The organism is Amycolatopsis rifamycinica (assembly GCF_000695625.1).
Classification (GTDB): domain Bacteria; phylum Actinomycetota; class Actinomycetes; order Mycobacteriales; family Pseudonocardiaceae; genus Amycolatopsis; species Amycolatopsis rifamycinica.
The window spans coordinates 46,118-72,717 of record NZ_JMQI01000081.1 but is presented as its reverse complement, the minus strand read 5'-3'; the positions used below and the strand labels follow the sequence as shown (position 1 = coordinate 72,717).

Genomic DNA, 26,600 nt, shown 5'->3' with positions numbered 1-26,600 from the left:
GGGAAGCGAAGAACACGAACGCCGGGGCGAGCTCGGCCGGCTGCCCGGCCCGGCCCATCGGGGTCTGCTCGCCGAAGGAGTCCACCTTCTCCTCGGGCATGGTGGCCGGGATCAGCGGTGTCCACACCGGACCGGGCGCGACCGAGTTCACCCGGATCCCCTTCTCGGCCAGGTCCTGCGCGAGTCCCTTGGTGAAGTTCGCGATGCCCGCCTTGGTCGTGGCGTAGTCCAGCAGTTCCGGTGAGGGCTGGAACGCCTGGATCGACGAGGTGTTGATGATCGCCGATCCCCGGGGCATGTGCGGCACGGCCGCCTTGCACAGCCAGAACATCGCGTACAAGTTGGTCTTCAGCACCCGATCGAACTGTTCGGTGGAGATGGCGAGCAGGCCTTCCTCCTGGGCCATCTGGTAGGCGGCGTTGTTCACCAGCACGTCGATGCCCCCGAGCTCGGCCACGGCCGTGTCGATGACGTGCGTGCAATGCTGCTCGTCGCGGATGTCCCCGGGCACCAGCACGACCCGCCGCCCCGCCTCGCGCACCAGCTCCGCCGTGCGCTCGGCATCGGCCTGCTCCTCCGCCAGGTAGGACAGCACCAGGTCCGCCCCCTCCCGGGCGAACGCGATCGCCACCGCCCGGCCGATCCCGGAGTCACCACCGGTGATCACCGCGCGGCGCCCTTCCAGCCGTCCGCTGCCGCGATAGGACTCCTCACCGTGATCCGGCGCCGGGTCCATGGCCTCACCCGAACCCGGGTGCGGCTGCTGCTGCCCCTCCTGCTCCTCCGGGCTCGGGTGCTGCTCCGCGGTCTCCTGGCTGTGCTGGTCCTCGGCCATATCTGCCTCCTCGATGTCGTCCTGGTGGGCCTATACCCGGTCGGGCGAGGTCCAAGCCGGGGCCAAGATCTCCTTCATGGCGTGCCAAAGCGGATCGGGCGCCGCGAGCACGTCCCCGCTGGCCGGCCAGGTGCCCGGCGACGGGCCGGCGAGGTCACCGGTCGTCCCGCCGGCCTCCTGGACCAGCAGGACACCGGCGGCGCAGTCCCAAGGCTGCAGACCCGGCGCCCACACCGCGTCCGCTCGGCCGGTGGCGACCTGGGCGAGGGCCACGGCCGCGCTGCCGCCCCGGCGCAGGTCCCGCACCCGGGGCAGCAGCGCGTCGATGACGCGGCCCGCCAGCACCCGCTGCGGGGGGCGGCCGAAGTTGAGTTCGACCAGCGCCCGCGAGAGGTCGTCCTGGCTCAGGGGCGCAACCGGGACTCCGTCGGCGAGGGTGCCGCCACCGCGCCGGGCTTCGGTGATCCGTCCGACCATCGGCTCGGCCACCGCACCGGCCAGCAACGTGCCGTCGGTGGCGTCCGCGGCCGCGACGCTGACGGCCCAGTCGGGGCGTCCGTAGAGGTAGTTCGTGGTTCCGTCGATCGGGTCGACGATCCAGCGCACCCGCCCGGCGCCCGCGGTCGCACCCGCCTCTTCCCCGAGGACGGCGTCGCCGGGACGGCGGCGGGACAGGACCGCCCGGATGGTGTCCTCGGTGTCGCGGTCAGCCTGGCTGACCAGGTCGTCCGAGGCCGCCTTCTCCTCGATCACGAGCTCGCGGACGCGCCAGGACATCGCCGTGCGCGCGCCCTCTTCGGCGGCCTCGCGGGCGACGGACAGCAGCTCATCGAGATCCACGGAGCCCTCCGGTTCGCAACGCACCCCAGGTGGCGTCGCCGACGACGGCATGGACCACGGGCGCGAACACGGCCACCACCGCGGCCCGGACGCGCTCGTCCGAGGTACCGATCGTGTTCAGCCGCTGGCCGCTGAAGACCAGGTAGGCGGCCATCACGGCGAACCAGGGCAGCACGGCGGCCAGGGGACGTGGTGCGCCCTCGGCGACCAGCGCCCCCCACTGGGCCACCGCGCCGGCGAGGACCACCGCGACGCGTCCTCGCGGAACGAACACCGCGACCGCGGCCGCCACCCCGCCCAGCAGGGCCGCCGCCGCGGCGGGCGCCGGCTGGGCACCGGTCAACAGCATCCCGGTCAGGCCGGCGGCCGTGCCGGCCAGCACGAGCGCCAGGTTCCACGGGGCCGTCACCGGGGTGCGGCTGCGCAGGGCGGCCCAGGCGGCAGGATCGCGTTCGGTGGTGCGGTCCGGCAGCCAGCGGACCAGGCCCAGCAGGTGTTCCCGGGCCTGTTCGGCGCGGGCGGTCCAGACCAGCCGGCCGTCGTCGATCCGTGCGAACGCCAGCGCCTCCAGCGCCCACCGGCTGGTCACAAAGGCGATGCCGAACGCCCACAGCGCCACGGCGGCCGCGACCAGCGTCACCGGCCGCTCCCCCAGGCCCACGGCCGCGACCAGCCCGACCATCCCGCGCAGGGCATAACCCGCGCCGACGACGACCCACAGCGCGATCAGCCTCGGCCGCAGCGGCGGGGGCACCCGGCCCGTCCGGCCGGTGCCCGCGCGCAGGGCCTCGTAGGCGACGGCGATGCCGAACACGCCCACGGTGATCGCGCCGAGCAGGCCACCGAGGCCGGGAAGCAGCAGCGCCAGTGCGGCCACCGCAGCCAGCCTTGCCAGCGCCACCGTGCAGCTCGCGGTCACGTGGGCCCGGGCCCGCGCAACGGGCCCCGGCAGCCGGCCGCGCCCCCGCTCGTCGGGGTGGGCCTGGTCGGCGACGAACCCCCGCACGTCGTTCCACTGGTACCGCGCCGGGTACACCAGCAGCTCCAGCGCGACCCACGCCACCGCGGCCCGCACCAAGGTGTCGCCGTCGAGGTGGCCGCCGGCCAGCACGCCCAGCACGAACGTGGCCGGCATCAGCAGCGCTTTCACCATGTCCTTCGGGCGGGGCACGAGCAGGTAGCCCACCAGGGACCGGCCGCTCTTGCGCGCCCGTCCGGCGGCACCGTCGTCCCGTCCGCGGGCAGCACGCTCCCGGAGCGGCGCCGGAGCCACGCTGACGCGCGTGATGCCCGATGCCGCCGCGGTGGACGTGGTGGTCCGGCTGCGCCCGTTCACGTCGGCACCGCCGCGGTCTCGAGGAGGTGCTCGGTCAGCTCCGGCCAGGACTCCACCACCCACGCCACCCCGCAGCGGGTCAGCGCCTCGATTCGGTCCGCCCGCTCGTCCGAGGGCACGAACCCGACGATGCCGGCCGTGGTGATACCCGCGGCCACCGCCGAACCGGCTCCGGTGACCGAGTCCTCGACTGCGAGGGCTTGCCCGGGGCCGATACCCAGCTCGCGCAGGGCGTGCCGGTAGACGGCCGGGTCGGGTTTGCTGGTCGGAATGGGCAGGCTGTCCTCCGCGCTGAAGCGCACGTCCGTGGGCAGGACGGCGTCCAAGCCGCTGGCCGTGAAGCAGGCGGCGAGGCGGGTCAGCGCGCTCGAGCTGACCACGGCCAGCCGGTACTCGCGCGACAGCGCCGTGAGGCACGCCCGCACATCCGGCCGCGGTTCCAGGACCCGGCCGAGGTACGCGCTCACCTCCGTCTTTTCCCGCTCGACCCAGGTCTCGAGCTCGTCGTCGTCGATGGCGACGCCTTGGCGCGCCAGCAGCTCCCCCACGGTGGTGCGGAAGTTCTTGCCCGTGGTGGTGCGGCGCAGGTGTTCCGGCTCGAAGTTGCCGGTCAAGCCGAACCTCGCGGCGAAGTCCTTGGTGACTTCGGCCGAGGCCACGAAGGCCGGTTCCTCGGACGGGAACAGCGTGCCGTCGGCGTCCAGCAGCAGCGTGGTGACTCCGGCGGAAATAGCGTCGGACATGTCTCTCCTGTCGATCGGGCGGTCAGTGGCTGGCCAGCGCTTCGGCAGCGCCTCGGACGCCGTCGCGGTCCAGTGCGGTCAGGTACCGGTGCAGCTCGGCCACGCAGTCGGCGTCCTCGGCGAGGTCGCCGAACACCTCGGTGATGTCCAGCAGCGGCGCCGGGTCGTCGCCGCCCCGCTCGGCGGCGGCGCGCAACTCGTCCGCGCGGGCGTCCTGCACCTCGATCGGTTCGCCGTCGAGGTCCACCCCGCGCAGGTACCGCAGCCACGCGGCCACGGCGAAGATCAGGCGCGTGCTCGGACGCCCCTGCCGACGCGCCTCGTGCAGCGAAGGCAGCAGGTAGTCCGGCATCTTGGTCGAACCACGGCGGCACAGCCGGGACAGCTGGTCGCCGATCGCCGGGTTGCGGAACCGCTCCAGGAGGGTCGCGCAGTAGGCGTCCAGCTCCATGCCGGGCACGTCGGCCGGGAGCAGCGGCGCGATCTCCTCGCGCATCAGCCGCGCCACAAAATCCGCCACCACCGGATCGGCCATCGCCTCGTCGGTGCTGCGGTGACCGGCCAGGTAGCCCACGTACCCGAGGGCGCAGTGAGTGCCGTTGAGCAGCCTGCTCTTGATCAGCTTGTACGGCGCCACGTCCGGCACGAAGCGCACCCCGACGCGGTCCAGCGGCGGCCGGTCGTTGCCGAAGGCGTCCTCGACCACCCACTGGCTGAACGGCTCGGTGATCACCGGCCACCGGTCCTCGACGTGGAACTCGCGTTCCACCTCGTCGCGGTCGTCCATTGTGGTCGCCGGGGTGATGCGGTCGACCATGCTGCCGGGGAATGTGACGCGCTCGGCGATCCAGTCCGCGAGCCCCGGATCACGCCGCCGGGCCAGCGCCATGACGGCCTCCTTCGCGGCCGCGGCGGAGTCGGGCAGGTTGTCGCAGGACAGCACCGTGAACGGGGCGTCGTGGGCGCGGCGGCGGGACTCCAAGGCGTCGACCAGCACCCCGAAGACCGAGTCTCGCGCCTGGCCGGGGTCGTCGGGCACGGTGTAGCCATCGGCGGTGATGGTCAGCGTCACCAGCCGGATCTCCGGGTCGGCCAGCCGCCGCCGGACCGCGTCCGGGTCGTCGGGGAGCAGCAGGTACTCGACCATGCTGCCGACCACCCGTGCTTCGCTGTCCCCGGCACCCCGCTGCACCACGGTGAACAAATTGTCCTGCGCGCCCAGCACCTCGCCCATCTCCGGGCGCCGCATGCCCACCCCGATGACGCCCCAGTGCGTGAAGCCCAGCTCGGCCAGCTCGTCGAAGTACACCGCCTGGTGCGCCCGGTGGAAGCCGCCGACACCGAAGTGGACGACGGCGGGGCACAATCGTGAACGGTCGTAGGCGGGCATGGCGACCCGGTCGTTGCGGAGGTCGAAGGGGTGGTCGGAAACGGCTGCTGCCGCAAGGTTGTCGTTCACGGTGATTCCTCATCGGTGATTCGGCCGCCGGGCACGGCGAAGGCCGGGAAGAGACGGCCGGACCCGGCTGTGCACCCGGCCGTCAAGGAGACGGGAGAGGCGCACTTTTTGGCCGGCCCACCGAAGACGCGAACGTGGTACCCGTCGAGCGGATCCCGCGGTCGAGCGTCGAATACCTCCGCCGCGGCCGGACAAACTCCCCGATCGGGGACTCCTGGCTCGCGTCACCGGAGCGTCTCAGAAGTGGTACTCGACGTCGGCGAACGAACCGGCGGCGAGGACGTGGCAGAAGCGCAGACCCCCGGATGGGAGCTCGGCGAAGCCGGAGGTCAAATCCGTGGTCGGCGTGGGGCCGCCGCCGAACCGGGTGGGCCAGGCAATCGTTCCGCGTTCCGAGACCCCTGCAAAGTACCGCCGGAAACGGCTGTACTTGCAGGGGTAAGGACCCGCTTCCCGGGTAGCCGGGTTCGAAGGATCCCGACCAGCCGAGACGGGGAACGATGGTGACTGCCAACCTGCCGCTGGCCGACGAACTGGCCGTGGTCGTGGGCCGGATCTCCGGCCTGCTCCTGACCTGGGACGCCACCGAGCGGGCCCTGGAGATCGCCGCCGTGTCCGCTGCGGAAGCCATTCCGGGTTCGGCGGGAGCTGGGGTGAGCCTGCTCGAAGGAGGACGCCGGACCACGGCCGCGGCCTCGGACGACGTGGTCCGCGAAGCCGACGACCTGCAGTACGCACTCGAGGAAGGACCGTGCTTGTCGGCCTGCGCCGACCGCGCGGTGCGCCGGGCCGATGACGTGCGCACCGACCCTCGCTGGCCACGCTGGGGCCCGGCGGCCGCGGAAATCGGGATGCGTGCCGCCCTCAGCGCTCCCCTGCTCGCCGGAAACACGTGCGTCGGCGCGGTGAAGGTCTACGCCCGCGAGCCCGGTGCCTTCTCCGCCAGGGACGAACGGCTCCTCACCCTGTTCGCCGGTCAGGCGGGCATTCTTCTCGCTCACACGCGGTCCGCCGACGACGCCGATCGGATGAGCGAACCGTTCAAGGGCGCCGTGCGCAGCAGGGATCTGCTCAATATGGCGAAAGGCGCGCTGATGGAACGGGAAGACATCACCGAGGGCGCGGCGTTCGGGATGTTGCTCAGCATCGCCGAAGCGCGGCGCCAGGACGTCGCTGAGGTGGCAGCAGCGATGATCGCGCGCCACGCGGGCAGCTGACGACCATGGCGACCACGGAAGAAGAACAGCGGCACCGGCTCGTCCAGTGCTTCGCGCGCGCCGACCTCACAGTCGAGCAGCTGTGGATCCGGTATTTCGCTTTGGGCGGCGCCATGGACCTGTTCGAGCTCGACGCTTACCTCAACGCGGCGATGTCGCTGCCCGGGGTGCAGCGCGACATGCTGGCCCACGCGCTCAACGAACGACTGGACGAGCTCATCGGCCGCGACCGGGTGCCCTACACCCGCACCATCCGCCAGGCCCACCCGGTCAGCGGTCCGCTGGCCGCGCTCGTGGACCTGCTGGAAGGCGCCCACCGCGCACCGCCGGAACGGCTCCCGTCCCTCATGGACGCGGCCGGACGGTCCCTGGGGCTGCGGGTCGGCGTCTACCTCGCCGACTACGCCCAGCAGACTCTTCTGCCCGTGCGCGGCGATCGTGGGTCGATCGATATCGACTCCACCCCGGCCGGCCAAGCGTTCCGGCGCGGTGACGTGGTCATCACCGGCGAGGCGGGCGACGCCCGGCTCTGGGCCCCCCTCCTGGACGGCGTGGAACGGCTCGGCGTGCTCGAGGCCGAGCCCACCGACGGCACAGATCCCCACGACCCCATTCTGCGCGACCAGTGCCGCTGGCTGGCCTACCTGTTCGGGCACCTGGTCACCATCACCACCAAGTACGGCGACGGGCTCGACCGGGTCCGGCGGCGCGAGCACCGCGGCCCGCTCACCGAACTGCTCTGGACCGCGCTGCCACCGCTGACCGCCGCGACGGAGACGGTCACCATCGCCGCGGCGACCGAGCCGGCCTACGACGTCACCAGCGACGTGTTCGATTACGCCCTCTCGGAGACGGCAGTGTCATTCGCGATCTTCGACGCCGGCACCCATGAGCCCGCGGGGACGCTGGCCGCGGCCGTCGCGCTGTCGGCCTACCGCGCCGCCCGCCGCGACGGACGCGAACTCGACGATCAAGCACGCGCGGTGGACGAGGCGGTCGGATCCCTCGGCGGCGGAACCGTCTGCGGGGTGATCGGCCGGTTCGACGTCGCCACCGGCCGGCTCGCCCACGTGGCCGCCGGACACCACGGCCCGGTGCTCCTGCGGGACGGCACGATGAACGAACCCCCGGCGGACTGCCCTGCCCCGCCGTTCGGTGGGCCGGTGGAGCGGAGCACGGCCGAACAGCAGCTGCGGCGCAGCGACGTGGTGGTCCTCTACACCGACGGAGTCACCGGCGCCCGCGACCCCGACGGCCACGCCTTCGGGTTTGCCGGGCTGGCCCGAGTGGCCCGGCGCGAGGTGCCGGCCCGGTTGCTGCCCGAAGCCGTCCGGCGGATCACCCAGGCGGTGCTGGCCCACGGGAAGGGCAGCCTGGCCGACGACGCCAGCGTCCTGCTGCTGCGGCCCTTCGGCGACGGTAGGTCGTCGGAATGGTTTTGACCAGGTACTCCCTTCCGTCCGGGGAAGCCGTCAGGTCAGGTCTCGCAGGGTCGCGCGAGTGCCGCGCCGGTGCAGTGACGCGAGTGCGGCGGTATAGGCCGCGGTGAACCGCCGGTCGTCGACGAGCTCGCCGAAGACGTCGCGCTGGGCCAGGAAGGCCAACGGGTCCTCCGGCCAACGCCGGGCGGCGGCCGTCAGCCGCCGCCGCAGCGGGTCTTCCACCGGGATCGGTTCGCCCTGTTCGTCCACGCCATCGGCGTAGCGGGCCCATGCGGCCACGACCGCTGCCGCTCGTCCGACTTCGCCGCCCGTGGCGAGGTTGTCCCGGACGATCGGCAGCACGAACTTCGGGATCCGGTCGGAGGTGTCGGCGCACAGCCGGGCGAGGGTGTCGCGGACGTGGGGGTTGGCGAACCGCTCGATCAGCTGCCGCTCGTAGCGGCCGAGATCGACCCCCGGCACCGGCCGTAACGTCGGCGCCGCTTCACGCTCCATGAATCGCAGCAAGAACCCGGCGAACACCGGCTCGCGGCAGACGTCGTCGACGAACCGGTACCCGGCCAGGTAGCCGAAGTAGCACAGCGCCTGGTGACCGGCGTTGAGCAACCTCAGCTTCATCAGCTCGTACGGTCCGACGTCGCCGACGAGCTGCACGCCCACCTCCTCCCACGCCGGGCGGCCGCAGCCGAACGAGTCCTCCAGCACCCACTGGCTGAAGGGTTCGCACACCACCGGCCACCGGTCGTCGATCCCGTAACGCCGGGCCACCTCGGCGCGGTCGTCGTCCGTGGTGACCGGGGTGATGCGGTCGACCATGGAGTTCGGGAAACGGACCTCCCGGCCGACCCACTCCCCCAGCTCCGGATCCCGCAGCGCGGCGAACGCGCCGAAAGCCTGCCGCGCAACGTTTCCGTTGCCCGGGATGTTGTCGCACGACATCACGGTGAACGGCGGCACACCGCGCGAGTGGCGGCGGGCCAGTGCTTCGGTGACGAGCCCGAACACCGTGCCCGGCGCGGCGCCGGGCACGAGATCGGCTCGAACCGCGGCGTTGTCCTCGTCGAACCGCCCGGTGCTGCCGTCGAGGTTGTAGCCGCCTTCGGTGATGGTCAGCGAGACGATCCGCGTCGAGGGGTGCGCGAGCTTCTCCACCACCGCTTCGGGGTCGTCGGGAGCGTAGCGGTACTCCACGAGGGAGCCGATGATGCGTGGCTCGCGGGTTCCGTCGGGATGCTTGACGACGAGGGTGTACAGGCCGTCCTGCGCGCTGAGCACGTCCCGCATCCGACGGTCCGCCGGCAGCACGCCGGCTCCGCAGACACCCCACTCCAGTGCCTGTCCCCGGTTCATCAGGCGGTCGAGGTACCACGCCTGGTGGGCTCGGTGGAACCCGCCGACGCCGAAGTGCACGATGCCTGTGCGGACCCGGCTGCGGTCGTAGGTGGGCGCGGCCACCTGCGGGGCGTGGCGCGGCAGGGTCCGATCGCTGAGCGGGAGCGCGGTCATGCCACGAGCCGGTCGAGGAGCAGGGGCATGAACCGGTCGTTGTCGACGTCGTCGGCGATCAGCACGGGCGGCCGGTCCGGCAAGCGCAGATCACCGCGCAGCAGCCGGGGGTCCCACGCCACCGTGCGGCCGCGGGTCAGCTTTCCGTGCAGTTCGACGTCGACCGATGCCGACCGCGTCGTGATGACGCCGGGATCGAGGAGCGTCGCAAGGGCGAGCGGGTCGTGGAGGGCGCAGCCGTCGGCGCCGAACCGTTCCGCCAGCCAGGTGATCCACGGACGGACGATCTGCCCGAGGTAGGTCGCCAGCGGGGTCCCTGCGGCCTCGAGCCGGTCGACGTCCGCCGGTCGCAGGGAGGTGCGGGTGGTGACGTCGAGCGGGACGATCAGCAGCGGCGCGCCGCCGGCCAGCACCACCCGCGTGGCCTCCGGGTCGTACGCGGCGTTCAGCTCGTGCAGCACATTGGGCAGGTCGAAGGCCCGCCCATGACGACCAGCCGCGCGAGCTTGCCCGCCCAGCCGGGGTCGAGTGCCATGGCCGTGGCGATGTTCGTCAGCGGCCCGATCGCGACCACCGTGATCTCACCGGGGCGCTCGTTCACGCGCTGCACCAGTGCCTGGGCCGCCGGAGTGGGATGCGAGGTCAGCCTCGTCGGTTGGAAAGGCAGGTTTTGCCACAGCCGCTGCGCTGTCCGCTCGGCGCGACGGCCGTCCAGCTCTGCTCGCCACGCGGCCGGGTCCTCCACCAGAGGCCGTTCGGCTCCGCGGTGCACGGGCACGTCGGTCACGTCAGCAGCTTCCAAGGTCTCGAGGGCGGACTGCACGCCCCGATCGACGGGAACGTTGCCGGCGACCACGGTGATCGCCTCGAGCTCGATCTCCGGCGACCGCAGCGCGAGAGCGAGCGCAAGGGCGTCGTCGATGTCGGCTCCGGGAACGCCGTTGCCCGGGTCGGTGTCCAGAATGATGCGCATCGGAACTGAACCTGTTTCCAGCGGGAAGGGGGAAGGGGAAGATTCCGCGGCCGGTCATAGGGAGTCCGGCTCCGAATCCACCGTACGCCGCTCCCGCGGCGCCCACCGGTGGAGCCGTTCCTCCCGGGTGTGGCTCAGCCCTTCAGCCCCGAGCTCGTCAGCGACTGGGTGAAGTAGCGTTGGAAGAACACCAGCACCAGCAGGGGCACCAGCGCGGTCAGCACCGAACCGGCGAAAATCGCGCCGAAGTCGACCCCGTGCTCACCCGAAAGCTGCGCGATGGCCACAGGGGCCACCTTCATCGCGGGGTCGGGAGCGATCAGCAAGGGCCACAGGTAGGCCTGCCACTGGAACACGAACAGGATGAGCCCGGCGCCGACCAGCGCCGGCTTGGACAGTGGCAGGTACACCCGCCAGAAGATGCCCCACCAGCCGAGCCCGTCGACGTGAGCCGCGTCGGCGAGGTCGTCCGGCACACCCCGGAAGAACCCGCGCAGGAGGAACACGGCGAAGCCGTTGCCGATCCCGGGCAGGACCAGACCGGTGTAGGAGTTCTGCAGCCCCGCGTCCTGGAAGATCGACGACAGCGGGATGGCGATGGCGTCGAACGGGATCAGGAACGACACCACCATGACGGCGAAGACGGCCGTGCGCCCGGGGAAGTCGAGCACCGCGAGGGCGAAGGCGGCCGTGGCACAGATGGCCAGGCCGATCACCAGCGTCGCCGCTGTGACGACGACCGAGTTGAGCATCGCCCGGCCGAACTCACCCTGGAAGAGCCGGACGAAGTGGCTGATCGACACTTCACGGGGGATCACGGTCCACACCGACACCGGGGAGAGCGTGCGGAAGGTTTCGTCCTGGCTGCGCAGCGCGCTCGCCACCATCCACCACAGCGGCAGGACGAACAGGATCGCGATGACCGCGCCCAGCAGCATCATGCCGATCCGGGTACCTCGGCGCCGGTCGGTCACCTCATGCCTCACTTCGGGACAGCAGCCGGAACTGGACGATGACGATGGCCAGGGCGACCACCACCAGCACGACCGTGGCCGCCGCGGCACCGCCCACGTCGGCCTGGGTGTAGGCGCGCTCGAAAATGTCGTTCATCAGCACGTCGGTGCGCCCGTTCGGGCCGCCCTTGGTGAGGATCTGCACCGGCGCGAACAGCAGGAGGTTGGAGACGGTGTCGGCGACGAGGACGAACCCGAGCTGCCGCCGCAGCTGCGGCACGGTCACGTACCGGAACCGGGCCCAGGCCCCGGCTCCGTCGAGCGCGGCGGCGTCGTAGAGGGCCGGGTCGATCTCCTTCAGGCCCGCGATGAGGAACATCATCCAGTAGCCGACACCGATCCAGGACACGACGAGCATGATCGAAGGCAGGGCCTGCGTCGGAGACGACGTGTACGCCAGCCCGCCGAGACCGAACAACGCGAGCGTGCCGTTGAGCGGGCCGTCCGGCCGGAACGCGACCGCCCAGATCACCGCCGACACGCTCTGCGGGATGGCGACCGGCAGGAACACCAGGCTCCGCATCAGCCCCGCACCCCGGATCCGCTGGTTGAACAGCGTCGCCAGCGCGAGCGCGACCACGATCTGGAGCGGATTGACGATGATCCCGAACAACGCGGTGATCTCCAGCGAGTTGCGGAAGCCGGGATCATCGAAGAGCGCGGCGAACTGGTCGAGCCCCACCCAGAAAGGGGCTTCGACGCCGAGCGGTGTGCTGTGCAGGCTGTCCCAGAACGCCCGTACCGTCGGCCACAGCCGCAGCAGGACCGCGGCGACGACGGCGGGAGCCAGGAAGCCCGCCGCTACCCGCAGATCCCGGGTCCGGCCGCGTCCGTGGGCCCCCACTCCGCGTGGCCTGCGCGTCGCCATCTCGTTCTCCCGCCACGCCTACTTGTTCCGGTACTTGGCCAGCACCCGGGCGAGCTCCTGCCCGGCCTGCTGCAGCCGCGGCGCCGGTTCGGAACCGTTGCGGATGTCGGCGAAGGCCTTGTTCATGACGGTTTCGAAGTCGACGAACCCGGTGGTGAGCGGCCGGGGCACAGCGTTGGCCGCAAGCTCGTTCTCCACGATCGCCGCCAGCTGCGTGGACCGGGCGCCCTGGCTTCGCAGCGCGCCCAGGTACTGCTCGAAGGCGTCCCGCTGCACCGGGATGTTGCGGGAACTGGCCTGCCAGGCCCCCGCTGGGTCGGTCGTCAGGTAGGTCAGGAACTTCTTGGCCGCGGCCTGGTTCTGCGAGAACGGGCTGATCCCGGTCGCCCACGACCCGGTCGACGAGGCCGGCTTGCCCCCGGCGAACTTCGGGAAGGGGGCGACGCCGTAGTCGACGTCCTTCGCCTTGTCGAACAGGGGCGCGTCCCACGGTCCACCGGCGAAGAACGCAGTGCTGCCGGCGGAAAACAGTCCCGGTGTCTGCTCGACCGCGACGCCGCGCGGGGCGATCCCGTCGCGGAAGATGGACTGGTACCAGGTGAACGCCTTCACCCAGCCGGGATTCGCGACATCGGGCGTCAGCAGACCCGGACCGGTGAGCCCGGGGCCGCCGTTCAGCGACTCGGGCAGCGGCTGCAGCTGGTAGTATCGGTCGACCTGGTCGAAGACGAACCCCCACTTGGCGCCGGCCGTCTGCGCCTTCTTGCCCGCGGCGGCGACGTCCTGCCACGTCATCGGGACCTTGGGATCGCTGCTCGGGTCCGGCACGCCGGCCTTCGCCAGCAGGGTCTTGTTGTAGAACAACAGCTGGGTGGAGGTCCAGCGCGGCATCGCGTACTGCTTGCCCTGATAGCTCGTCACCTCGAGGGCCTTGGGATCGATCTTCCCTTGCGCCGCTCCGCGCAGGTCGGTGAGGTCGGCAAGGAAGCCCCGCGCGACGAACGCGGGCAGCCGGGGCTCGTCGACGTCGTAGAGGTCGATGCTCGCGTCCTTGGCCCCGAGCCGGGATTGGATGGTCGGGTTCAGGTCGTCGAACGGGACGACCTGCTGCTTGACCTTGATGTTCGGGTTGGCCTTCTCGAAGGCGGCGATCACCTGGTCGAAGGTGCCCGGGTCCTGGGCGTTGACGAAGGTCAGCGTGGCGTTGTTCCCGTCGCCGGCCGCTCCGGTCGGGTCGTTGCTGCAAGCGGCGAGCGCCGCGGCCACCAGGCCAGCGGCCAGGACGGTGGCGCCGATCCGCCGGGAGACGCGGCCTGTGGCCCACCTCATCATGGCCGTCGCTTCGCTTTCCGCGCCTCTCGCCGTCATGTCCGCACCGCCTCGCGGTCATCGATCGACTCGTCCACCAGCTCCTTCCACGAGCCGACCACCCCGGTCACCCTCGTCGCACGGAGGGCTTCCGCCCGCCCGGCGACCGGCACGAACTGCACCAGGCCCGTGGTCGCGATGCCGGCTTTGATCGCTGACTCCGCGCCGGTGACCGAGTCCTCCACGGACAGTGCCGGCGACGGAGCAATTCCAAGGTCGCGCAGAGCCGGCTCGTAGACCGCCGGGTCGGGTTTGCTGGTCGGCAACGGAACACTGTCCTCCGCGCTGAAGCGCACGTCCTCGGGTAGCAGCTCGTCGAGTCCGGTCGCGGTGAAGCACGCGGCCGGGACGTCAGGTCTGGGCCGAAGCACGCGGTCGATGTGGGCACTGATGTCGGTCGTTTCCGGCCCCACCCACTGCTCCAGCTCTTCCGGCCCGCACGTCACCCCTTGGTGTGTGAGCAGGTCCTGTGCGGTGGTCCGAAAGTCCTTGCCGGTGATGGTGCGCCGCAGATGGTCCGGCGAGGGGTCACCCATCTGAGGGAACCGCTCGGCGAAGGCGCCGGTCACCTCCGCCGATGCTTCGAACGCCGGCTCCTCGGAGGGGAGGAGGGTGCCGTCTGCGTCGAGCAGCACTGTGGGGCTCTGGGCATGACCGGAAAGTGCGGGGTTCATGTCTCTCCTGAGGCCGGGCTGGGCTGGTGCGGCGAGCGCCGGCGTCCCCGTGTGTGCGTACGGAAGCGGACCGGTTCGGTAGGGAACGGCGGGCCGGTGTCTGTTCGACCGACCAGCCGGAAATATCTCGCACCGGCCTGCCTGGTCACGGTGCTGGTCCCGGTGGACTACCACGAGATCCGGGCCACAAACCCGCCGAGCGGGTATGGGCTCCTCGGCAGCCGAGCCGGCTTGGGGCACCGGCTCGTCTTGGTGAGGCGGGCGCACCGTGACTCGTCCAGCGGCGGCAGGAGGCCACCGGTCACGGTCATCACTGACTCACTCAGGCGGGCTTCCGTTGGCGCTGTGGGCTTCGTCCACATCCGGTACTGGGGCCACTCGGTTCACCAAGGGCGCAGCCTTGCCGACCGCGGACCATCACCACGATCGCCCGCGTCGGCCGATCCGGCGTCCGCGCTTGGTTCGGGGCATTCTGGGGCTACTCGGTGTCCCTGGATAACCTGTCCCGGCGCGTCAAGCTCCGCGCGGCGCTGAAGCCGGCCGACGAGCTCGACGAGAACCGGAGATCTTCAGCCCGCAGGTGGTCTTCGATCTGCCGCAGGACCCGCTCATCACGTTCAGGCAACATCGGCTCGCTTCCTCCGGCTGGCTACCTTGACCAGTTGTGCACGACTTCCGGCCGCGGTCAGGAACTACCGCCTCACCCGCCACACGAACATCGGTCATGGCCGTGGCCGAAGAGGCAGTCCGGTGGGCATGTAACCGACACCGGCCTGCGGGCAGCGGCAGGTGCACTCCCGTCCTCTTCCGCTTGAGCGCCGTGAATCGGCTCGGGTGGCGCATTAGCAGGCATCGGGGCAGCTGGCCGCGCACGTCCCGCGGTGCGGCGGTGTTCCCGGCCGACACGCGCTGTGGGCGCCTTTGTGGCTGAGCGAGCGAGGAGTGCGGCTGGTTGGCGGTCGGCGCACGGGTTCTGCGTGGTGGTGTGGCTCACCTGGGCGGTCGGCCGCGGAGGTTACCCACTCGGTGGCCCGCTGCGGCATTAGCCGGGAGCGTCTGCTGACCTGGGCAGTAAGTGACGGTGCGTTGCCATCGGGCTCGGCTTGTGCCAAGCGGGTGAACGGCATCCAGGTGCGCCGAGGGGTAGATGCCGTGCGCCGTGGTGCTGAAACCGTTTCCCAGGGTCCGTTGCGACGCCGGGTCCTTCGTCCGCATCCTGCGGCACGGGGATATCGGTGCGCCGGGCGATGGAACTACGCCGCCGCGGCCACGGCATGTCAGTCTCGGCCGAGGCTGCCGGATCGTCGGATTTCAAGGCGTAGCGGCTGCGACGCTGCACCGATCGGGTGGACCTGGATTCGCAGGTTTCTGGCGAGTCGGAGCGGCAAGCCTCATCTGGTCGGAGGGGGCACCCACTGTCGGCCGGGGACTCAAAAAGCGGGCTCGGTCTGTCAGCGCCCCCACCTACTCCCACGGGGGAACCATCGTGTTCGATTACCAGAGTCACCTTGCCGCGCGCGTTCAGGAACTCAAGGAAGCCGGGAACTACCGGGTTTTCGTCGAGATCGAACGTCTCGCGGGCAGTTTCCCGCAAGCGGTGCACCACCATGACGGAAACCAGCGCCTCATCACGGTCTGGTGCAGCAACGACCATCTCGGAATGGGGCAGAACCCGGACGTCATGGCGGCCATGAAAGCCTCCATCGACCGATCCGGAGTGGCCGCCGGTGGGTCACGCAACATTTCCGGGAACAACCACAACCACATCCTGCTGGAAAAAGAGATTGCCGAACTGCACCGGAAGGAGCGTGGACTGACCTTCATCACCGGCTACGCCGCCAACGAGGCCGCGCTGGGCGTCCTGGGCCGGCGCCTGCCGGGATGCGTGTTCTTCTCCGATGAGTTCAACCACGCATCGATGATCATCGGCATGCAGCAGAGCGGAGCGGAAAAGCACGTGTTCGGCCACAACGACGTGGACCACCTCGACTTCCTCCTTCGATCCGTGGACCGCGACCGGCCGAAGGTGGTGGCGTTCGAGTCGATCTACTCCATGGACGGCGACCGGGCACCCATGGTAGAGCTGTGCTCCGTGGCCAAGAAGCACAACGCGCTGGTGTACGTGGACGAGGCGCACACCGTGGCGATGTACGGACCCGAGGGCGCCGGGTTGGCGGCGCAGCTGGGCGTGGCCGATCAGGTCGACATCCTCATGGGCACCTTCGCCAAGGGGTACGGCACCGCCGGTGGCTACATCGTCGGTGCCGACGCCGTCCTGGATGCCATTCGCAGCTTCGCTCCCGCGTTCATCTTCACCCTGGCCATGCCGCCTTCCCTGGCGGCGGCGGCCTTGACCAGCGTGCGACATCTGCGGCACTGCAACGAGGAACGTCGGCAGCTGCACGCACGTGCCGCGCAGCTCAAGGCGCGGTTCCACCAGGCCGGGATCCCGATGGTCTGCGATCAGAGCCACATCGTGCCCGTGCTGGTGGGCGATCCCCACCACTGCAAGCAATTGGCGGACACGTTGCTGATCGAGCACGCCATGTACGTGCAACCCATCAACTTCCCCAGCGTCGCAAGGGGAACCGAACGGCTGCGGATCAACCCCTCGCCGGTACACCGCCCCGACGAAGTCGACCGCTTCGCCGACGCTGTCGATCTGGTGTGGACACAGCTGGGGTTGCCACGCACCCGGCACAGCACGGTCGTTGAGCGCACGCTGCTCGAGGCCCGATGAACACCGGTAATGTCGCACCGCGGGAGCGCGCAGCCGCCGCTCCCGCGGTGCGGGCCGCCACGCCGTGGCTCCGGTTCGCGGTGCTGTACGCGGTGCTGTGCCTGATGGGAGTGGAAACGTTCCTCATTTCCCCTCTGCTCCCGACCATCGCCTCCGACCTGGGAGCCAGCACCCAGACGACTGCGACGGTCGTTACCGCCTACGTCCTGACCTATGCCATCGTGGGACCTTTCGTCGGCGCGAGATCCGACCGCGCGCCTCGCCGCGTGTTCGTCACGGCCGGGCTGGGCCTGTTCCTGATCGGCAACCTGCTCTGCGGCCTCGCCCCCGGAATCGGCCTGTTGATCGCGGCCCGGGCACTGACCGGCCTGGGCGGCGCCATCGCCGCCCCAGCGATGTGGGCCTACTTCGCCGAGATGGCACGGCCCATGCATCGGGGAAAGGCCATCGGCTTGGGCGCCGCCTCCTATGCACTGGGCCAGGTCCTTGGTGTCCCCGTAGGCGCCACCGTGGCTCACGCAGCGAACTGGCGCTGGAACTTCTTCGCCGTCGCGGCCGGCTTGGTGCTCATCGTGCCGATCATCGCGTGGCGCCTGAGCGGGCCACGCCCCGAAGGGCACGCTTCCCTCAGTGGGTCCTTCCGCATCTGGCGGTCCCGATCGATCCGGTCGGCACTGCTGGCCACCGCCCTCCTGCAAGGCGGCAGGCTGGGCACCTACACCTACGCCGGAGCCCTGCTGACCCAACGATTCGGCCTTTCCGTCGGGCAACTGGGTCTGGTCGGCATGGTCGTCGGTGCCGCCTCATTGATCGGGTCGATGCTGGCCGGCCCCCTGCTCGATCGGACTCACCGCTTCGGCAACGCCAACGGCTGGCTGGCAGCCGCCTGGGCAGTGCTGTTCAGCGTCGCCGTTGCCGTCGCATCGCTGAGCAACCACTTCGTCCTCAGCGTGACCGCGTTGGCGGTGTGGTTCGTGGCAGGTGGAGCGTTCTACACCACCCAGCAAACCTATCTCAGCTCGGCCGAGCCTCGACAACGCGCGTCCACGGTGTCCTGGAACAACGCCATGGAGAACGCGGGCGTCGCCGCGGCCACCTCGCTACTGGGCCTGTTCCCGCTCGGCGGTCCGGCCTTCACCGCCGCGGCGGCAGGCCTAGGATTGGGGGCCGCAGCAATCAGCACAACGCGCGCACTCACCCGTAGCCACGCCTTCGAGCAAGCAAGCCGCTGAATCCGCGCACAGTGAGGGCACCAAGCCGATTTGCACGACGCGGCCACTTCCCCACGCCGAATCGTGCACCGACGGATATCGGCTCATTCGCGCCGAACTGGACGGTGCGCTCCGCGCAGAGGGCGGCAGGCTGCTGAAACCAGCGGAGCAGCGCATGGCCTTCACAACGACATCGCCACGCATCAAGCAGTACCGTCACTATCGAGCCCGCCCGGTAAACGGGGTTCACTGTGTCCTGGTTGCCGCCGTGGGAGCTCGGGGAACCCGCCGGACGCAGCCCGTGGGAGTGGCCGTCTTCGACCACCAGTGAACTGGCCTGTCGCGCCGAGGGCCGATCGACTACAGTGCGAGGTACGGAGGTTTCTCGCGTGCATCGGCTCTGCGGTGCTCCACCTTCTCAGCGCAACCATCCGCGCGACGTGAAGGGATCGCTGCCGCGCCAGCGTGCACGACGATCGCCATTCTTTGGTTCAAACAGCGAGCCTCGATCCCCTGGAATCCTGTGCTGGACGCGGGCACGAGGGGTGGCTGGCTGGGTGTGCCGTGATGCGGGCAGTGGCCGCTTGAGGTCGACGTGGGCCGATGTGGAGGCCGCACCATGACCCGATCAAGTTCCGACGTTCCGTGGCCGCAGATGCTCGACGAGGTCACCAGCGCCCTGCAAACCCTGACCGCCGCACTGGACACCGACCAGGACTTCCAGGTGCTGCTGCATCAGATGTGCCTGCAGGTGGCCAAGGCGGTACCCGGGGTGGCAGAGGCGACGGTGACGCTGCTGCGTGATGGGCAGCCGCACACTGCGGCCACGACCAGCGACCTGGTCGCCGAAGTGGACCGTGATCAGTATCGGCACGGCGGGCCGTGCCTGGAGGCCGCCCGCAGCGGCAAACTGGAACGGGTGCAGGTGTCGGAGGCGCGGGAGCGGTGGCCGAAGTTCGCCGGCGACGCCCACGACGCCGGATTCGACAGCTTCCTGTCCGCGCCGCTGGTGGTCGACGACGAACACGCCGGCGCGATCAACTGCTACGGCACTCAGGCGCACGGCTTCGCCGAACTCGACGCGGCGCTGCTGGAGCTCTACACGGCTGCGGCCGAGGCGATCTTGCGGCTTTACCAGCGCTACCGTCAGGCCAGCGAACTCGCCGAGAACCTGCGCGCCGCGCTGACCAGCCGCGCAGTGATCGACCAGGCCAAGGGTATCCTGATGGCGATTCGCCAGATCAGTGCCGACGAAGCGTTCACCTTGCTCGTCGAGCAATCGCAACGGGAGAACCTCAAGCTGCGTGTCCTGGCGGAGCGATTTGTCGCCCACGCCGTCGGAATCGACGGAAGTGCTTGACCTTCGGCAGCGCGAGCGTTGCCTAGCTGTGATGTCCAGGGACGTTGTCCCGAGTTGAGGTGACCAGTGGCGGCCTGTCGTGCTGACAGGTGAAGGCCTCCGGATGTGAAGTGGAGCTGTCTAGGAACCACATCACCGACCGGAGGCCTTCGTGTCCCACCCTAACGCCACCCTGACCCCACGCACCCGGCTACGACTCGCCCGCCTGATCGTCGAGCAGGGCTGGACCTACACCGCAGCGGCGAAGATGTTCATGGTCGCCGCCAAAACGGCCCGCAAGTGGGCCGACCGCTACCGCGCCGAAGGCGCAGCCGGGATGACCGACCGCAGCTGCCGCCCGCATCACAGCCCGAACCGCACACCCGAACAGTCAGTGCGGCAGATCGTGCGATTGCGGTGGCGCAAGCGGCTGGGCCCGGTCCAGATCGGCGGCCGGCTCGGGCTGCCCGCCTCGACCGTGCACGCAGTGTTGACCCGCTGCCGGGTCAACCGGCTGTCCCGCATCGACCGGGTCACCGGCGAACCACTGCGCCGCTACGAACACGACCACCCCGGCTCCCTGATCCACGTCGATGTCACCAAGTTCGGCAACATCCCCGACGGCGGCGGCTGGCGCTACCTCGGAAAACAGCAAGGCAACAAGAACAAATCAGCGACCTCGCGACGCACCGGAATCTGGAGCGCCGACCGACACGCCCGCACCGGGGTGGCCTTCGTGCACACCGTCATCGACGACCACTCCCGCCTCGCCTACGCCGAAATCCACACCGACGAGAAAGCCCACACCGCCCTCGGCGTCCTTCGGCGCGCGGTCGACTGGTTCACCGAGCACGGCGTTACCGTCGAACGCGTGCTGTCGGACAACGGTGCCTGCTACCGCTCGCACGCCTGGCGCGACACCTGCACCGAGCTGGGCATCACCCCGAAACGGACCCGGCCCTACCGGCCACAGACCAACGGCAAAATCGAGCGGTTCCACCGCACCCTGGCCGACGGCTGGGCCTACGCCCGTTTCTATCCCAGCGAACACCACCGCCGCTCAGCTCTGCCCAGGTGGCTGCACTTCTACAATCACCACCGACCCCACTCATCCATCGGAGGCAAGCCACCCATCACCCGGCTGACCAACCTCCCCGGACATCACACCTAGCTGACGCATGACGTGATCTCCGGTGTAGGGACTGGTGTGACGCAGCCGCTGGTCGTGGGCGGTTAAACAGTCAGCTGCTCGCGGTACCGCGCTCCCCTGGAGCATGATCGACGCTCCGGGGAGCGCGGTATCGACGGGTCCGACACGGTGACGGCCGCGCACCGGAAGATTCACTGCTTCGGACGCTCACCCCATCGGTGTACGCCATGACAACGCCCTCCCGCGAACGCGCCGTCACCGCGGGCGATCCCGCTCGCCGGACGACCTCCGCTTCCCCTCGCAGGGTTTCCCCTACCGTCCGCTGCGCGGAAGCGGTGCTCATCGCGACGGAGAGAGCGGATCAGCGGCGGTCGCCGGCACGCTGACGCGCACCGGCCTTGGCCAAACGGCGGCTGATCATGTAGCCGATGGCGAGGAAAGTGATGTAGCGCAGCGCCTGTTCGGCATTGAACGGGTCACCGCCGGTGCTGGCGTCCCCGTCGACTGTCACGGCGGTGACCACGATCGCGACGACACCGGCCAGGAAGACGAAGAATTCGGTCGTCTTGAACGCCGGTTCCGTCTCCGCCCCGGTGGCCTGCCCCGAAGTCGCGACACCGAGGTCTCCTGACTACCGGCCCGCCGGAGCGGCTGAATTCGGTGGGAAAGGCTGCCCGGCACCGGCAACGGGTCCCGACGGACGTGCTGCGCTGGCCATCATTCTCCTTCGGCCGGATGTCTCTCACCCGGCTCGTGCTCGCGAGTGCCGGTAACCCCAGCACAAGTGATCGGGGGCTGCCGAGGACGGCCGGCTTTCCTGCTCGATCGGCATCTGCACGTCCGGATCCTCCTTGCCGGTTCGACCGGTCAGCGTGGGCGGCGATACGGTCACCGTCACCGTCCGTGAGACCCGACACGGCATGCCCGCGGCGCGGCATGGCGCCGCAGGAAATTCGGCACCTCGGCAGCCGCTGTCCCCTCAAGCGCCGCCAGTAAGGATCGCCACCTACGCTGATCAGGGGTCTAATTTACGTGGGACCGCCTCGCGGAGCCGGCCGGCCGGCTCGGTCTGGGCGGCTACCGGAGGAGCCAGCTCAACCGTCACGCGGCGTCCGACTCCTGTGGTCACGCGGACCGGCGGTCAGCTCACGTCGATGGTGCGGTGATTGCCTGCTTCCAGCTTCTTCGGATCACGGTCGAACCGGCTGATTTTCTCGGTCTTCCGGGGTGGTCGGTCGTTCGCGATGAGCACCGCCATCCAGGGCAGCGGAACCGAGATGGCCAGCACAGCCATGGCCAGCCACCAGGTGCCGTGGAAGATTCCGGCCAATACCAAGCACGGGATCCGGCACGACATCATCAGCAGGTACTTGCGCTTCCGGGCGGCGAGCTGTTCCTCCTGTGAGGAGGCGGCTCCGGTGATCAGCACCGGGGCACCGGTCGTCGTCATGGTCGATCCTTCCCGCCGCGAGCCCACCGCATACCGCGCTCGCGGCCGAACAAACGCCGAAGCAGTCCCGCTTCCGCTCGGCGAAGGTCCAGCGGGGTCGACCTGCGAGCAGAAGCGGGAGAACGAGGCCGGTACGGGGGGTCGCCTCGCGGCGAAAGGCACGACACGGCTCCTGCGTGACCGGTATTCCGTGAAGGCAAGGGGTGAGGCCCGGGGACACCGCCGTACCGACACTCGGTACAACGCCCCGCGACAGCCGGTGTTCCAGGCGACGAACGTGACGTCCATCGCGCAGCAACGACGCCCCGCTGCCGCTCGGAAGCCGCGTTCACTCTCGACCCCCACGCCGTCGGTTCCGTGGTCGGAATCCGACGCGCGCACCTGCGGTCGTTCAGTTTGAAGTGGCGTACCTTCGGCCGTCCCGCCGAAGACATGACCGGGCGATGCCCACCGATCCGACCTCGTGCTCAACACGGTCTCCCATCCGGCCCCGGGACCAGACGTGGCTGTCCGTCAGTCGGACCGGACTTGCCCGATCGGTTGTTTCCGGTTGAGCGAGGTCGCGCCGGGTATCTCGGCCGGATGACCGACAACCGAGATCCCACGCCAGTACCGGAAGTGTCCGTACGGCAGTTCACCGACGAACTGCTCGACGCCGCGAGGGCGGCCGCCTACGACGACGTGGCCGAGGCGCTGAGCGTCTTGGCCCGCGCCGACTCGACACCCGTCCCCGCAGCGGTCGTCGGCGAGCTGGTCGACCGGTGCGCCACTGCCGTCGGCACCCACCACCGCACGGACGCCGACGCGGCCTACACAGTCATCGTGGTGGACGAGCGGGGACAGCTCACCGAGGTGGAACGGCTACCACCTGGGCCGAGATCGGCGATGCGCGCCCTCCTCGCGGCACTCAACCACGACACGGCGAGCCGCGAGATCCACGTGGAGCTGGCCACGTGCGGCACCCCGGCGGACATCGTGGACGTGCTCGCCCACCTGCTGGTGTGGATCGCGGAGCTGTCCAAACCGTCCGCGGCCGCACTTCCCGCGCTGAGCTGCTTCCCCGACTGAAGACAGACACCACCGTGTGGGATCGCGGCGCCAAGGCGATCAAGGCTCTGTACGCAGCACTGCTTTTCGCCGACCGCACCATGATCCCCAAACGCCACGCCTACGAGACCGGGAACGTTTCGCCCGAAAAAAACGGCTGCGGGTGCCCGAGGGGCCGTGAGCGATGCACGAGGGCACGCTTACCGCGACCGCCGTCTGGGCCGCGGCCACCGGGCCCGCCGGAACCTCCCGGAACGGAGGTGAGGAGACCGAAGGCGATCATATCGACCAGCAGGACTCAGGACCGCGCTCCGGTTCTGGCCGAGGGCGGGGCCGGACGCTGGAACAGGCTGAAGAGCCACCACAGCGAAGGCACGAGCACGAGCGCCCCGACGCCCAGCGCCGCGAGGGTGGCCGACAGGACCGCGGGTGTGGCGGCGCCCTCGGCAATGGTGACGTCCGGTTCGAGCAGGTAGGGGTACTGCCCGGCGGCCCAGCCCCACAGAAGCGTCCCCACCGCGAGGGCCGCGGTGATCCGCACCGCGAGGAAACGACGGCGCAGCAGCAACACGAGCGAAACCGCGCCGGACACCGCCGAGAGGATGACGACCGCGAGCCCGCGGTGGGTCAGGCCGTCGAACAGCCGTGGGGCGTCGGTGGCCAGGACAGGTATCCCGGCCGCCGCGACCACCCCGAGGGCGAGTCCCGTCACGAGGGCCCGGCGGCGGAACGCCTCGGCGAGGGCGGGCTCTCCCGCGCGCCGGGCGTCGGCGCAGAGGTAGGTCGCGGCGAGGTAGGCGGCCGCGCCGACCGCGAGGACGCCGCCGAGCACGGACGTCGGGTTCAGCCAGCTCGTGAGCAGGTCACCGCCGGCGATCGCGAGCGGGATCCGGCCGGAGGCGATGCCGCCGGCCACCGTGCCGAGGAAGAACGGGGTCAGCACGGAGGCGACGGCGAACGCGGCGCCGAACAGCCGCTGCCGGCCGAGGGTGTCGCTGGCCTTGCGGAAGGCGAAGGCCGCGCCGCGGATGATGATGCCCAGCGCCACCAGCGTCAGCGGGATGTACAAAGTGGACATTACGGCGGCGAACACCGGCGGGAACGCGCTCCACAACGTCACCAGCGCGAAAATCAGCCACACGTGGTTGGCCTCCCACACCGGCCCGATCGAGTGCTCGATCAGCTCCCGCTGCTCCCGGCCCCGGTCCGGGCCGCCCGCGAAGAGGTCCCAGAACCCGCCGCCGAAGTCCGCACCCGCCAGCAGCACGTACAGCGTCAACCCGACCCAGAGCACCGCGACGGACCAGTCGGCCAGGGTCATGACGACCTCCCCGCTTCCTGCGGCGCCGCCCGGCGGTCGGTGCGGGCCATCCGGCGCAGGACGTAAACGGTCCCGATCGTCAGCACGACGTACACCGCGAGCACGACGATCAGCCCGACCAGCAGACCTGGCGCGGGGTTGACGGCGTCGGCCGTTCTCAGATGGCCCCAGACGATCCAAGGCTGGCGGCCGACTTCGGTGGTGATCCACCCGGCCTCGAGGGCGCAGCAGGCGGCGACGCCGCTGACCGCGACCGCGCGCAGGAACCACCGCGAGCGCGGCAGGTCACGGCGGCGCCACCACACCAGCGCCAGCCAGGCACCGAGCGCGAGCAGGGCGAACCCGATGCCGACCATGACGTCGAAGGACAGGTGCACGACCGCGACCGGCGGACGGTCGGGAACCGGCGTCCGGTCGAGCCCGGTGATCACCGTGTCCGGGCTGTCCCCGACCAGCAGGGAAAGCCCGCTCGGGATTTCGAGGCAATACCGCAGCTCCTCGCCCACCGGGATCCCGCCGATGGTCAGCGGGACGTGCGAGCCGGTGCGGTAGACGCCTTCGAGCGCGGCGAGCTTGGCGGGCTGGTTGGTCGCCAGGAACCGCGCGGCGTAGTCGCCCGCGGCGATCTGCAGCGGCGTCAGCACAGCGGCGAACGTCAAGGGGGTCAGCAGGCCGAGCCGGTGGTGGCGGTCCCGGCGGCCGCGCAGCATGCCCACCGCGTAGACACTGCTGATCAGGTAGCCGGTGACCATGAAGGCCGCGAGGATCATGTGAATCGTCTCCGGCGGGGTCGCCGGGTTGAACATCGCGGCCCACGGGTCGACGTCGGTGACCCGGCCGTGCTCGAGGTCGAAGCCGCGGGGCTGGTTCATCCAGGCGTTCGCGCTGACGACGAAAAAGGCCGAGGCGATGCCGGCGACGACGATGGGGACGCCGGCGAGCAGGTGCCGCCGCGGTGGCAGGCGATCCCACGCGTAGAGGTAGATCCCCAGGAAGATCGCCTCGACGAAGAAGGCGATGCCCTCCATGGTGAACGGCAGGCCGATGACCTGGCCGTAGGTGCCCATCAAACCGGGCCACAGGATGCCCATCTCGAAACTGAGGATCGTGCCCGACACCGCGCCGACGGCGAACAGCACACCCATCGCCTTGGCCCACCGCCGGGCGAGCACGAGGTAGGCCTCGTCGCCGGTGCGAAGCGCCCGCCACTCCGCGAACAGCGTCAGCGCGGGCATGCCCACACCGAGACAGGCGAGGATGATGTGCCAGCCCAGGGACAGGGCCATCTGTTCGCGCGCCGCGAGCAGGTCCAGGGGCGCGGCGGACAAGGTCAGCACGGTGCGGGTCCCTCCGGCGAGCCGGTCGGGAACGGTGCCTCGACAGCTCCTTTGATCACCTTCGGCGGCTACCCACCGGCTGGACCGGGAAACCTGCACCGGCGCGCTTGGTCGGGCTGCAGGCGGAGCCGGTGCCTCCGTGCAGGAGGAGCAGCGACAACGGATGCGTGGCTTCTGGGAAACCAGGCCGGCGTAAACCCAGCGCGACCACTGTCGAGAGCCGTGCTGGTGACGGTGCGCGACGATGTCGCTTGATCGGCCCCTGGCTCGGCCGCTCGGCCGGGTCGTCACCGGAAGTGCGTGGCGAGCCGGCTGCGATCAGCTGACCCGCAGCTCCGCCTCACTGGCCCCGGTGCCGCTGTCGATCACCCGCAAGTGGCCCGTCCAGCCGTCGAGGCCGGCCGGCCGCCACTCCACCCGGCCTTCGGCCGCCCGAAGGTCCGCTGCCTGCACCCGTCATCGCCGGACTGGGCGCCGACGTCCGCCGGACTCCCGGTGGCGCGGCGGTGGTCGGGCTGCTGACCGACCCGGCCGCGGTCGACGAGCTGCGGTTCGCGCGGCTGAACCAGGAGTACCGGCGGTCCGCGCCGGAGAAGCGGTTTCCCTGGGCGTCCCCGAGTGCCGCTACGCCCCTGGCCGGCTTCCGAAGTACCTGACGGCCCTGCGCCACGCGGCGGCGACCATCGCGAAGACGAAGCCGGCACCGCGAACCTCAGCCGGATGACTCGGTC

General features: G+C 70.3%; 26 protein-coding genes. 8 read left to right on the top strand and 18 right to left on the bottom strand.

Going from position 1 to position 26,600, the window contains the following annotated elements:
* The 5 genes from DV20_RS40650 to DV20_RS40630 form a co-directional block, all read right to left on the bottom strand.
* Window positions 1-835: SDR family oxidoreductase (locus DV20_RS40650; protein ID WP_043788978.1), on the bottom strand; the 835-nt coding region annotated here is incomplete at its 3' end.
* 30 nt (window positions 836-865) lie between these two features.
* On the bottom strand, window positions 866-1,675 hold the full coding sequence (locus DV20_RS40645) for an inositol monophosphatase family protein (protein WP_043788977.1): 810 nt from the start codon (window positions 1,673-1,675) through the stop codon (window positions 866-868).
* A complete protein-coding gene (locus tag DV20_RS45700) occupies window positions 1,662-3,011 on the bottom strand; it encodes a hypothetical protein (protein ID WP_043788976.1) in 1,350 nt (449 codons plus the stop codon). Before DV20_RS45700 ends, DV20_RS40645 begins: the two co-directional genes overlap by 14 nt.
* Entirely contained in the window at window positions 3,008-3,754 is a 747-nt protein-coding gene (locus DV20_RS40635) for an HAD family hydrolase (RefSeq protein ID WP_043788975.1), read from the bottom strand. Before DV20_RS40635 ends, DV20_RS45700 begins: the two co-directional genes overlap by 4 nt.
* A gap of 22 nt (window positions 3,755-3,776) precedes the next feature.
* Window positions 3,777-5,213, bottom strand: coding sequence for a mannitol dehydrogenase family protein (locus DV20_RS40630; RefSeq protein WP_200876603.1), 1,437 nt, complete (start codon window positions 5,211-5,213; stop codon window positions 3,777-3,779).
* Window positions 5,214-5,716: 503 nt separating this feature from the next.
* Here DV20_RS40630 and DV20_RS40625 point away from each other — a divergent pair.
* Both DV20_RS40625 and DV20_RS40620 read left to right on the top strand, forming a co-directional pair.
* Complete coding sequence (locus DV20_RS40625) at window positions 5,717-6,430, top strand: GAF and ANTAR domain-containing protein (protein WP_051736342.1); 714 nt, start codon at window positions 5,717-5,719, stop codon at window positions 6,428-6,430.
* Between the two features lie 5 nt (window positions 6,431-6,435).
* Window positions 6,436-7,872: a PP2C family protein-serine/threonine phosphatase gene (locus tag DV20_RS40620; protein ID WP_200876602.1), complete on the top strand. Its 1,437-nt coding sequence runs from the start codon at window positions 6,436-6,438 to the stop codon at window positions 7,870-7,872.
* A 30-nt stretch (window positions 7,873-7,902) separates the two neighbouring features.
* On the opposite strand, the gene DV20_RS40615 is transcribed toward DV20_RS40620, so the two are convergent.
* The 8 genes from DV20_RS40615 to DV20_RS47370 form a co-directional block, all read right to left on the bottom strand.
* Complete coding sequence (locus tag DV20_RS40615; protein WP_043788973.1) at window positions 7,903-9,378, bottom strand: mannitol dehydrogenase family protein; 1,476 nt, start codon at window positions 9,376-9,378, stop codon at window positions 7,903-7,905.
* The gene (locus DV20_RS47125; RefSeq protein ID WP_051736339.1) at window positions 9,375-9,839 is read right to left on the bottom strand and encodes a nucleoside hydrolase; all 465 of its coding nucleotides are present in this window, start codon (window positions 9,837-9,839) and stop codon (window positions 9,375-9,377) included. The genes DV20_RS40615 and DV20_RS47125 overlap by 4 nt, the downstream gene beginning before the upstream one ends.
* Entirely contained in the window at window positions 9,824-10,351 is a 528-nt protein-coding gene (locus DV20_RS47120; protein WP_051736338.1) for a nucleoside hydrolase, read from the bottom strand. Before DV20_RS47120 ends, DV20_RS47125 begins: the two co-directional genes overlap by 16 nt.
* Before the next feature lie 134 nt (window positions 10,352-10,485).
* On the bottom strand, window positions 10,486-11,325 hold the full coding sequence (locus DV20_RS40605) for a carbohydrate ABC transporter permease (RefSeq protein ID WP_051736337.1): 840 nt from the start codon (window positions 11,323-11,325) through the stop codon (window positions 10,486-10,488).
* A gap of 1 nt (window position 11,326) precedes the next feature.
* On the bottom strand, window positions 11,327-12,232 hold the full coding sequence (locus DV20_RS40600; RefSeq protein ID WP_152603825.1) for a carbohydrate ABC transporter permease: 906 nt from the start codon (window positions 12,230-12,232) through the stop codon (window positions 11,327-11,329).
* Window positions 12,233-12,250: 18 nt separating this feature from the next.
* Window positions 12,251-13,600 carry a sugar ABC transporter substrate-binding protein gene (locus DV20_RS40595; protein WP_051736335.1) on the bottom strand — a complete coding sequence of 450 codons (1,350 nt, stop codon included), beginning with the start codon at window positions 13,598-13,600 and terminating at the stop codon, window positions 12,251-12,253.
* Entirely contained in the window at window positions 13,597-14,274 is a 678-nt protein-coding gene (locus DV20_RS40590) for an HAD family hydrolase (RefSeq protein WP_063607845.1), read from the bottom strand. The genes DV20_RS40595 and DV20_RS40590 overlap by 4 nt, the downstream gene beginning before the upstream one ends.
* 478 nt (window positions 14,275-14,752) lie before the next feature.
* On the bottom strand, window positions 14,753-14,902 hold the full coding sequence (locus DV20_RS47370; protein WP_084093918.1) for a DUF3040 domain-containing protein: 150 nt from the start codon (window positions 14,900-14,902) through the stop codon (window positions 14,753-14,755).
* Window positions 14,903-15,760: 858 nt separating this feature from the next.
* On the opposite strand from DV20_RS47370, the gene hemA reads away from it, so the two are divergent.
* From hemA to DV20_RS40570, 4 genes are all read left to right on the top strand, one after another.
* The gene (gene hemA / locus DV20_RS40585) at window positions 15,761-17,014 is read left to right on the top strand and encodes a 5-aminolevulinate synthase (RefSeq protein ID WP_235191144.1); all 1,254 of its coding nucleotides are present in this window, start codon (window positions 15,761-15,763) and stop codon (window positions 17,012-17,014) included.
* Window positions 17,011-18,246, top strand: a complete 1,236-nt coding sequence (locus DV20_RS40580; RefSeq protein WP_084093916.1) for an MFS transporter — start codon at window positions 17,011-17,013, stop codon at window positions 18,244-18,246. Before hemA ends, DV20_RS40580 begins: the two co-directional genes overlap by 4 nt.
* Window positions 18,247-18,880: 634 nt before the next feature.
* A complete protein-coding gene (locus tag DV20_RS40575) occupies window positions 18,881-19,585 on the top strand; it encodes a GAF and ANTAR domain-containing protein (protein WP_051736332.1) in 705 nt (234 codons plus the stop codon).
* Between the two features lie 151 nt (window positions 19,586-19,736).
* On the top strand, window positions 19,737-20,735 hold the full coding sequence (locus DV20_RS40570) for an IS481 family transposase (RefSeq protein WP_043788968.1): 999 nt from the start codon (window positions 19,737-19,739) through the stop codon (window positions 20,733-20,735).
* Between the two features lie 340 nt (window positions 20,736-21,075).
* Here the strand turns inward: DV20_RS40570 and DV20_RS40565 are convergent, their stop codons facing one another.
* Entirely contained in the window at window positions 21,076-21,237 is a 162-nt protein-coding gene (locus DV20_RS40565) for a hypothetical protein (RefSeq protein WP_200876601.1), read from the bottom strand.
* Window positions 21,238-21,855: 618 nt separating this feature from the next.
* Window positions 21,856-22,164: a DUF3099 domain-containing protein gene (locus DV20_RS40560; RefSeq protein WP_043788967.1), complete on the bottom strand. Its 309-nt coding sequence runs from the start codon at window positions 22,162-22,164 to the stop codon at window positions 21,856-21,858.
* A 618-nt stretch (window positions 22,165-22,782) separates the two neighbouring features.
* Between DV20_RS40560 and DV20_RS40555 the strand changes: the two genes are divergently transcribed.
* Window positions 22,783-23,232, top strand: a complete 450-nt coding sequence (locus DV20_RS40555) for a hypothetical protein (RefSeq protein ID WP_043788966.1) — start codon at window positions 22,783-22,785, stop codon at window positions 23,230-23,232.
* A gap of 277 nt (window positions 23,233-23,509) precedes the next feature.
* On the opposite strand, the gene DV20_RS40550 is transcribed toward DV20_RS40555, so the two are convergent.
* The 3 genes from DV20_RS40550 to DV20_RS47115 form a co-directional block, all read right to left on the bottom strand.
* The gene (locus DV20_RS40550) at window positions 23,510-24,532 is read right to left on the bottom strand and encodes a cytochrome d ubiquinol oxidase subunit II (RefSeq protein WP_043788965.1); all 1,023 of its coding nucleotides are present in this window, start codon (window positions 24,530-24,532) and stop codon (window positions 23,510-23,512) included.
* The gene (locus tag DV20_RS40545; protein WP_043788964.1) at window positions 24,529-25,869 is read right to left on the bottom strand and encodes a cytochrome ubiquinol oxidase subunit I; all 1,341 of its coding nucleotides are present in this window, start codon (window positions 25,867-25,869) and stop codon (window positions 24,529-24,531) included. Before DV20_RS40545 ends, DV20_RS40550 begins: the two co-directional genes overlap by 4 nt.
* A 318-nt stretch (window positions 25,870-26,187) precedes the next feature.
* On the bottom strand, window positions 26,188-26,322 hold the full coding sequence (locus DV20_RS47115) for a hypothetical protein (RefSeq protein ID WP_268747479.1): 135 nt from the start codon (window positions 26,320-26,322) through the stop codon (window positions 26,188-26,190).
* Window positions 26,323-26,375: 53 nt separating this feature from the next.
* On the opposite strand from DV20_RS47115, the gene DV20_RS45695 reads away from it, so the two are divergent.
* Window positions 26,376-26,525 carry a hypothetical protein gene (locus tag DV20_RS45695; RefSeq protein ID WP_160169782.1) on the top strand — a complete coding sequence of 50 codons (150 nt, stop codon included), beginning with the start codon at window positions 26,376-26,378 and terminating at the stop codon, window positions 26,523-26,525.
* The last annotated feature ends 75 nt before the right edge of the window (window positions 26,526-26,600 follow it).

Excerpts from the sequence above, each read along its gene's own strand:
- DV20_RS40635 (WP_043788975.1), bottom strand. The coding sequence starts at position 3,754 with ATGTCCGACGCTATTTCCGCCGGAGTCACCACGCTGCTGCTGGACGCC.
- DV20_RS40620 (WP_200876602.1), top strand. The coding sequence starts at position 6,436 with ATGGCGACCACGGAAGAAGAACAGCGGCACCGGCTCGTCCAGTGCTTC.
- DV20_RS40615 (WP_043788973.1), bottom strand. The coding sequence starts at position 9,378 with ATGACCGCGCTCCCGCTCAGCGATCGGACCCTGCCGCGCCACGCCCCG.
- DV20_RS47120 (WP_051736338.1), bottom strand. The coding sequence starts at position 10,351 with ATGCGCATCATTCTGGACACCGACCCGGGCAACGGCGTTCCCGGAGCC.
- DV20_RS40600 (WP_152603825.1), bottom strand. The coding sequence starts at position 12,232 with ATGGCGACGCGCAGGCCACGCGGAGTGGGGGCCCACGGACGCGGCCGG.
- DV20_RS40595 (WP_051736335.1), bottom strand. The coding sequence starts at position 13,600 with ATGACGGCGAGAGGCGCGGAAAGCGAAGCGACGGCCATGATGAGGTGG.
- DV20_RS40590 (WP_063607845.1), bottom strand. The coding sequence starts at position 14,274 with ATGAACCCCGCACTTTCCGGTCATGCCCAGAGCCCCACAGTGCTGCTC.
- DV20_RS47370 (WP_084093918.1), bottom strand. The coding sequence starts at position 14,902 with ATGTTGCCTGAACGTGATGAGCGGGTCCTGCGGCAGATCGAAGACCAC.
- DV20_RS40580 (WP_084093916.1), top strand. The coding sequence starts at position 17,011 with ATGAACACCGGTAATGTCGCACCGCGGGAGCGCGCAGCCGCCGCTCCC.
- DV20_RS40575 (WP_051736332.1), top strand. The coding sequence starts at position 18,881 with ATGCTCGACGAGGTCACCAGCGCCCTGCAAACCCTGACCGCCGCACTG.
- DV20_RS40560 (WP_043788967.1), bottom strand. The coding sequence starts at position 22,164 with ATGACGACGACCGGTGCCCCGGTGCTGATCACCGGAGCCGCCTCCTCA.
- DV20_RS40550 (WP_043788965.1), bottom strand. The coding sequence starts at position 24,532 with ATGACCCTGGCCGACTGGTCCGTCGCGGTGCTCTGGGTCGGGTTGACG.